Source organism: Flavobacterium sp. YO12 (assembly GCF_004119495.1).
Lineage (GTDB): Bacteria > Bacteroidota > Bacteroidia > Flavobacteriales > Flavobacteriaceae > Flavobacterium.
This window is the reverse complement of record NZ_NRQU01000021.1, coordinates 62931-71287: the sequence shown is the minus strand read 5'-3', so window position 1 is coordinate 71287 and position 8357 is coordinate 62931. Positions and strand designations below refer to the sequence as shown.

4 protein-coding genes are annotated in these 8357 nt (G+C 33.3%); all 4 read left to right on the top strand.

All coding sequences use genetic code 11. The annotated features are described in order from the left end of the window. The first annotated feature begins 366 nt into the window (after positions 1–366). On the top strand, positions 367–2406 hold the full coding sequence (locus BOW55_RS09175; protein ID WP_129023873.1) for a site-specific recombinase: 2040 nt from the start codon (positions 367–369) through the stop codon (positions 2404–2406). Positions 2407–2824: 418 nt separating this feature from the next. Further along, positions 2825–3433, top strand: a complete 609-nt coding sequence (locus BOW55_RS09170; protein WP_129023872.1) for an RNA polymerase sigma factor — start codon at positions 2825–2827, stop codon at positions 3431–3433. Positions 3434–3521: 88 nt separating this feature from the next. Continuing rightward, on the top strand, positions 3522–4703 hold the full coding sequence (locus BOW55_RS09165; protein WP_129023871.1) for a FecR family protein: 1182 nt from the start codon (positions 3522–3524) through the stop codon (positions 4701–4703). A 233-nt stretch (positions 4704–4936) separates the two neighbouring features. Continuing rightward, entirely contained in the window at positions 4937–8338 is a 3402-nt protein-coding gene (locus BOW55_RS09160; RefSeq protein WP_206733599.1) for a TonB-dependent receptor, read from the top strand. Positions 8339–8357: the final 19 nt, after the last annotated feature.

The following is an 8357-nucleotide window of genomic DNA, read 5'->3' as shown; positions in this document are numbered from 1 at the left end:
CGTTATCAAACAAATGCAGAAACAAGAATGGAAAAAGCGGTTACTTATATGTTAATTAATCTTAAATAGCAAAATTAGATTAATCAATTAAAACTGTCCAGAACATAATTCTGGACAGTTTTTATATCTATTGTTTTAGTCGTTTTCTAAAATTTGTATTTCGAAGATGGACAGGAATTTAAACGCCAATTATTCTAAAAATTGGAAATAAATAAGCTTATAAAAGAATAGATAAAATTGGTTTAAGTTTTCTTTATTGGCGAATAGAATAAAGTTAAATATGGCAATCCAATACTCATTTAGCACCTTTAAAATAAAAAGAATGTGTTTATTTGTAAAACACAGTGATAATAAAATTTGATTAGAATGAAATTGAGGAGAAAAAGAAGAACAACATTAAAAGACTATTTTGAAAAAAACTTTAATAACGATTTAGCTGCAGAATCTTATAGTGAAAATGTAGAACTGCTGGTGAAACTAGTGAATTTAATTCGCCCTAAAAATCCAAAAAAAGCAGTTGTTGTAGATTTGACAGACTTAATTAATCTACTTCGAGAAAATCAAAATTACCGCGATGGATTGATGATTTGTATCAATACACATCTAGAAAAAAAGAAGTTTAATAAAATCCTTTCAGATGCAGGTATTCTTCAAGATGCCAATTTCTTTTTTGAAGTACGAAAAAGGATTTTTGCTAAACTAATTCCCGAACAGCCAGAAAAAGATACCTTACAATTTATTTTAAATCAGATATTCTTTGTCAATACAGACCCTATATGGATTAAAAAAGTACCTAAAAAACAAATATTCGAATTATTTTCATTGCTGCAATTTCGTTCTATTTATGAATTGAAAGAAGACAATGCATCGTTTAATGAGCTAGTTTTTGCAATGGAGGTAATTACCTACCGCATTTGCGGATCAGCAATGGAAACCGATGTAATACGAATGGTTCCTGAATATGAAAATCTCGAAAGTCCATTTCTAGCTTTTCAGCGAGAATTATTGTTGATGAATGAAAGGCTAATTGAATCTTCTGAAAAATCAATCAATGAAGATGATTTAGGATACAAACAGCTAATAATTCTGCACAAGCAATGTGTAGACTATATCGAAACGGCCTTTAAAAACAGTAATAAATTTGGAATTTCGTTACATGTAAATCAAAGTCTTTTACGAATCCGTCAACAGCTTGAACGTTTAAAATCGCTGCTGCCTATCTTGATTCAAGGCAATGAAGAAGAGGCTACAAGAAATACAATTTCGCTGTCTTATAAACTTATTAAATACAATTGCGACAAAAACAATATTCGAAAGTTAGCCAATGAGAGCACGCAGCTTTTATCTTATGAAATAACCCAACACACCGCTGATACAGGCGAACATTATATTACCAACGATCGCAAGGAATATTATAAAATGTTCTACTCAGCAGCCGGAGGTGGTTTTATTGTTGGAATATTGTGTATTATCAAACTCTTGTTAGGAAAGGTAGAAACCAGCGGATTTGGTCATATCTTTTTATACAGTATGAATTATTCTATTGGATTCATCATTATTTATATTCTTGGATTTACGCTTGCGACAAAGCAGCCAGCAATGACTGCTTCAGCATTGGTACGAGCTTTACAAGAGGGATTCAAACAAAAAACACAAGACAAGAAAAATTATAAGTATAAAGAGTTTGCCGTATTTTTTGCACGAGTATTTCGTTCACAATTTATAGCTTTTGTTGGGAATGTAATGATTGCCTTTCCAGTTTCATTACTCGGGATCTGGGCTATCGATCAAATATTTCATTATAATATTGCCAAGGAAAAATGGCCGATTCTAATCCATGATTTAAATCCTATTTATTCAGCAGCAATATTTCATGCGGCTATAGCGGGCGTATTTTTGTTCCTATCTGGAATTATTGCTGGTAGTATTGCCAATCGCGATAAGCACAATCATATTTATTATCGTATTCAAGAGCATCCTTTGCTCAAGTTGAGTTTAGGTAAAAAATGGACTAAGAAATTGGCATCAGTATATGAAAACAAATGGGCAGGAATTATTTCTAATTTTTGGTTTGGTGTTTTTATGGGAAGTACCGTTTTTATTGGGATATTCTTCGGATTAAATATAGATGTTAGACACATTACTTTTGCAAGCGGAAATTTTGCTATGGCATTGTATGGTGCCGACTTTTATGTTACACAAGAAATGTTTTTGTGGTCTATTCTGGGGATCGGACTTATTGGTTTAGTCAATTTTATGGTGAGTTTCAGTTTATCACTCGGACTTGCTTTTCGTTCTCGAAATATTCCGCTTTCAGAACTAAGACAAGTAGCGCGGGCTATCTTTAGATACTTTTTGTACAAACCTTCGCATTTCTTTTTTCCACCAAAAAAGAATACATTATAAAAACAATTTACTTTTTGATTTAAAAAAAGTGTTTCATTAAATAGTGTAAAAAAAACGCTTTTATCATTTTGTGCTCGATCACTTACAAAAAATGTGCACGAGCACATTTTTTTATATATTTCTTTTTTTATTAAAACAGAATATATACATTTGGCTGTAAACAGTAATATTTTTTATTGATTTTTAATTTTTATGATCGTAATGTTGCATAATAACAAGGGATGCGAAGATTGATTGCTAAAAATAAAATTTAGCAGAATGCAAAGAATCCATTTTCTGGCTATAGAAATATTACAATTAGCTTAAAAAGGCAAGAATAGTAAGAGAACTTATATAATTCCTTTTAGGCGCATCATTTGAAATAAAAGAATTCTGCTTCTAAATAAGTTTTGTTTATTTTATTAAAATTAACTGCTAAATGAGTAAAATACGCTCAGAATCGATTTCATTAAATGAATCTGCTATCTTGTTAAAAGTAGCAGCGGGAGATGAACTGGTGTATACTCAGCTGGTCGAAAAATACTGGCAGAAAGTGGTACGACACGCACTCAGTTTCGTAAAATCGTATCCAATTGCAGAAGAATTGACACAGGATGTCTTTGTTCAGATTTGGAATAAACGTGAAAAACTAGCAGAGGTAAACAATTTTGATAATTACCTTTTCATTGTAAGCAAAAACTTGATCATTAGTCATATTCGAAAAAAACTAATTGAAACAGATTCTCTGAAAGGCGAAAAATTACAAGAATTATTTTTCAATCCCGATGAGCAATATGAGTTCAAAGAATTGGTTGAAATTATAAACAAAGGCGCTTCACTTTTACAAGAGCCAAGACGATCTGTTTTTTTGTTAAGCCGAATGGAAGGTAAAGATGCTGACTACATTAGCGAGGAATTGGGCATTGCCACAAGAACAGTTCGTTGGCATTTATTACAAGCATTAAATTTTCTTCGAGACCACCTGCACAAACAATATAATATCGACTTATTAACGATAGTTTTATTCAGTTTGTATTTTTTTTCATAATTTTTTCATTTTTCATTGCCACTTTAACAACGAACCCTCGTCTTTATAATTGAAGGGGTTGTTAAGGTTGTTCAAAAACCATTTATCTATGTATCAAAAGGAAACGTTTAAAGTACTTATGGAGCAGTTTGTATCAGGCGAAATTTCGTCTGAAGGAAAAGCAAAGCTGCTTGATATGCTTGATAGACCTGAGTATTCAGAAGAATTTGATCGCATTCTTCGAGAAAATTATGATTCGGTCGAAATTCCTCCTGTCAGTTCTGAAAGAACAGAAAAATTTATAAAAGAACTTCAGAAGAAAATCGAGGTGTCTTTTGAAGAAGAGGATTCTTCGTCTTCCATTTTTAATTTGTTTAGATGGAAAAGATTGATGCTTGCTGCTAGTTTTTTACTTATGATAGGCGTAGGAAGTTATTTTGTTTTTAAGAAAGATAATAACCATTCTTCAAAGTTGGCATCACACAAAGCAGAGGATAAGAAACCTGGTAAAACGGGGGCAATACTTACGCTTTCTAATGGTTCAAAAATAGTATTAGACAGTGTAGGAAACGGATTGCTGGCAAATCAGAACAATACAACAGTTTCAAAAAAGAATGGTGGACTTGTTTATGATGCAAACAGTGGAGCACAAGTGGTGTATAATACGATGACTACTCCTAGAGCGCATCAATATCACCTAGAATTATCAGATGGAACAAAAGTATGGCTTAACGCTTCGTCGTCAATTACTTTTCCAACTTCATTTGCAGGAAACGAACGAAAAGTTAAAATCACAGGTGAAGTTTATTTTGAAGTTGCCAAAGATAAGAAGAAGCCTTTTAGGGTTTTAGTAAACGATATGCAGATAAATGTATTGGGAACTCATTTTAACGTAAATGCGTATCAAGATGAAGCAACAGTAAACACAACGCTTTTAGAAGGCAGTGTATTGATTACAGAGAAAAGCAAAAAGATACTTTTAAAACCGGGACAGCAGGCTCAAAAACAAAAATCGGGAGTTATTGTTGTAAATAATGATGTAAATACAGATGAAGTTTTAGGGTGGAAGAATGGTTTATTTTATTTCGAAGAAGCCAATCTTCAAACTGTTTTACGTCAGTTAAGCCGTTGGTACGATGTAGATGTGGTTTATGAAAATGGTGTGCCGACAAGATCTTTTGCGGGAGAAATTCAAAGAGATTTAAATCTGTCACAAGTATTACGAATTCTTGAAAAGAATAAAGTCCATTTTAAAATCGAAGGTAAAATTTTAAGAGTAAAACCGGATTAAATTAAATAAGGAGAAATCCTTTAAAAATAGTTGCTTTTTTTTCATAAAAAAAGCCAGCAAATGTTGGTAGCATTGGCTGGCTTGTTCCTGAAAATAGGAACAGTTATGGAAAAATAAGTAAACAAACCATGCAAGGAGAATTTATTATTAACCAAAACCATTACGAAAGTATGAAATTATTACCAAAACCAAAGCCAAAGAGTCATTGGCTTTCATCAAAAACTCGGAAAGTTATGAAATTAACCTCTATACTGGTTATTGCCCTGACTTTACAAGTGTCGGCATCAGTATCTTCGCAGACTGTTACTTTTTCGGGAAAGAAAGTCGCGATTAAAAAAGTATTATCAGTCATAAAAAGTCAAACCAATTATGTGTTTTTCTATGACGTTGAGATTCTAAAAAATGTTAAACCAATTTCTTTAAACGTAGTCAATGCACCTATAGAAAAGGTATTGCAGCAGACTTTTGCAAATCAGCCCATTACTTGGATTGTTGAAGGAAAAACGATTTCATTTTCACTTAATGAAGAAAAGGTAAAAAGTACTCCTCAGCCAGTAGTAGTACAAAAGCAAATTCAGGGAAAAGTAGTCGATGCAAATAATATGGGCATGCCAGGGGTAACCGTACATGTTAAAGGAACTAAAACATCGACGATAACTAATTTTGACGGTAATTATGAAATCATAGTTTCAGATGCAAATGCTGTATTGGTTTTTAGTTATATGGGTTTTGAGAATTCAGAAGTTGCCGTTGGGAGTAAGAATCAAATAAATGTAACGCTCAAAGAGAGTACTTCTAAACTTAATGAGGTAATTATTGTTGGATATGGAACTCAGAAGAAAGAAAGTTTAACGGGAGCTGTTTCTACTGTAAGTTCTAAAACAATAGCAAATCGCCCTGTTACTAGTTTGGCAACCGCTTTACAAGGGACAGTTCCTGGAATGAACGTAACCCGTACAAGTGGACAACCAGGTAGCGAAAATCTTAATATCCAAATTCGTGGAGCAACTTCTGCCAACGGGAGTGTAAATCCGCTATTGCTTATTGATGGTATTGCAACTCCTTTGTTTAATTTGCAGACTATAAATCCTTTGGATGTAGAAAGTATAAGCGTTTTAAAAGATGGAGCGGCGGCTGCAATTTATGGAGCACAAGCAGCTGGAGGTGTAATATTAGTGACAACAAAAAAAGGGAAAGAAGGAAAAGCGGTATTTGAATTTTCGACTCAATTCGCAAGTCAAAAACCATTATACCTGCCTAAAAGAATGTCATTACTTGACGAGGCAAATATCTCCAATCTTGCTCGTAAAAACAAAGGAGTTGGAGCTGAATATTCCCCAGCTGATATTGAGAATATTAAGAATGGCGTTGAATATATTCCAAATCCAACAGATCCTAATGGTTATATTTTTTATAATCAAAAAGATTTTACAAAGCAAATGATCAAAGATCAAGCATTAATGACGACTAATAATTTAAGTGCACGTGGAGGCACTGAAAAAATAAATTATTTTTTCTCTGTGGGTTATTTAGATCAAGATGGAATGTTTAAAGTAGGTGAAGATCATTTTAGCCGTTTTAACTTACGTACAAATATTGGGGTAGATTTTACAAAGCATGTTCACTTTGATTCAAATATATCATATGCCAACCATAATACAGATTCTCCATCAGTTGATGTCAATGGAGCAGGATTGCTCTCGCAACTTTATAAAACAAGACTTAGATTTCCAATATTTACGCCAGAAGGACGTTTAAACGGTTTGGCAGGTTCATCGGGAATTAATGCTTATGCCAATTTAACAGAAGGAGGATTCAACAAACGTACCATAGACGATATAGATGGTACATTTCAATTAACTATAAAAGATCTAGCGAAAGGTCTTAAATTCCGAACGATATATGGAAGAAAGTTAAGAGTTTCAGAATCGGAAATTTTTAGGAGAACGATTGAATTATGGGGTAAAACAAAACCGGTTTTTTACCTGAATAATCCAAATTCATATACTATAAATCAAATTGTGTCGTCTACTAATAATGATATAAATCCTGGTGTTTTGAGAACAGAAAATTTTCAATTCCTAACGGATTATAGTCTAACAATAGCAGAAAATCACAACTTTAGTATTATGGGAGGATATCAGTGGGAAGATTATAGATTTTCTACTGTTACTTCGGGTGCAACTAATTTAAAAAGTAATGATGTTCCTTCTTTAAATTTGGGAGAAGAGACGACTAAAACAAATAGCCAGTTTATTACCACTTATGCTAACCAATCTTTTTTCGGTCGCTTTAACTACAATTATAAAGGGAAGTATCTTGTGGAAGCAACTATAAGATCAGATGAAAGTTCTCGTTTGGCGCCAGGACTGCGCGTTAAAACATTTCCTTCGGCTTCAGTAGGTTGGAATGTAAGCAAAGAGGAATGGGTGTCTCAAGGAGCTCCTTTTATTTCTGAATTTAAACTTAGGGTTTCTTGGGGGCAATTAGGAAATGCGCAAGGTATTGGCTATTATGATTATCTAAATATGCTTTCCTCAAATTCGAATTTGGTATTAGGAGGTTCAGAAACAAAAACAGCTTACTTTTATCAAAACACCGTGCCTTCTTCAAATTTATCTTGGGAAACGGTAGAGACATTCAATTATGGAATTGATTTTGGATTCTTTGAAAATAGATTGACAGGTAGTTTTGATTATTATACAAAAGAAAACAAAAATATGTTGACCCCTTTGCGTTTGCCAGGGACTTTTGGCGTAGGAACTCCAAAAATCAACAATGGTGTACTTAAATCGTGGGGTTGGGAATTGGCAGTAAACTACAAGGATAAAATAGGCAGTAGTTTTAATTATGGTATTGGATTTAATTTATCCGATAATCAAAATAAACTGGTTGAATATGCAGGTATCAGTGTAGTTGGGATTGGAACAAATTCACTTATCGAAGGTTTTCCTTTAAACACCATATGGGGATATAAAGCTGCACCAGGATATATTAATACTCCAGAGCAGTTGGCAGCAACGCCAGTTTATTCAACGCTTACGGGGGTTGGTGATATTGCTTATTTAGATCAAAACGGGGACGGTAAAATTAATGCAGGTAAAGGAACTGTAGAGGACCATGGAGATTTGGTACGTTTAGGTGAAGATCAACAGCGTTATTTATTTGGAATTAATGGTAATGCAAGTTGGAAAAATATAGATTTTAGTTTCTTGATTCAAGGAGTAGGTAAAAGATCTTTTATGCCTAACTCAGAGATGATCACACCTTTTGCCGAATCATGGATCATGCCAATGGCTATACATGCTGATTATTGGACACCTGAAAATCAGAATGCTGCTTTTCCAAGACCTTATCTAAATGGATACCATAATTACATTACTTCAGACAGATGGGTCTTGGACGCTAGTTATGCCCGAATCAAAAATATTCAATTAGGATACTCTATACCACAAAGCATATTAGAAAAAACTTTTTTTACCCGAATGAGATTCTATTTTTCAGGAGAAAATATTGCTACCATATCTAAATTTGGAATATTCAAAACAACCTTTGATCCAGAACAAAAGAATGGTATTTATGCTGATTACCCTGTGTTTGGAACAGTTTCTTTTGGAGTGAACCTAACATTTTAACATTTTTAAACTACGAGTT